Below are 346 nucleotides of genomic sequence, written 5' to 3' on the forward strand. Positions count from 1 at the left end.
TGCTGATCATCCTGACCAACTGTGGGTCAGTGACTTTACGTATATTCAAACAAATTCAGGCTGGGTCTATACCGCCTTTATTATTGATGTGTTCTCACGAGCAATTGTTGGATGGAAAGTATCTACACGGATGAATACAGATATGGTACTCGATGCACTTGAGCAAGCATTGCACGATCGAGGTATGCCAAAGAATGTGATTCATCATTCCGATAGAGGTGTTCAATATCTTTCTATTCGCTATACCAATCGTTTAGAAGCAGCAAATTTACGAGCATCAGTCGGTACGACTGGTGATTCATACGATAATGCTTTGGCTGAAACGGTGAATGGCTTATACAAAACA

Annotated in this window: 1 protein-coding gene; it reads left to right on the forward strand. The window is 41.0% G+C overall.

All coding sequences use genetic code 11. The features are described 5' to 3' along the window. The coding region (locus tag WFH18_RS17920) for a DDE-type integrase/transposase/recombinase (protein ID WP_336755429.1) at positions 1-346 on the forward strand (346 nt) is incomplete at both ends.

Source organism: Acinetobacter sp. USHLN143, assembly GCF_037145695.1.
Taxonomy (GTDB): Bacteria; Pseudomonadota; Gammaproteobacteria; order Pseudomonadales; family Moraxellaceae; genus Acinetobacter; species Acinetobacter fasciculus.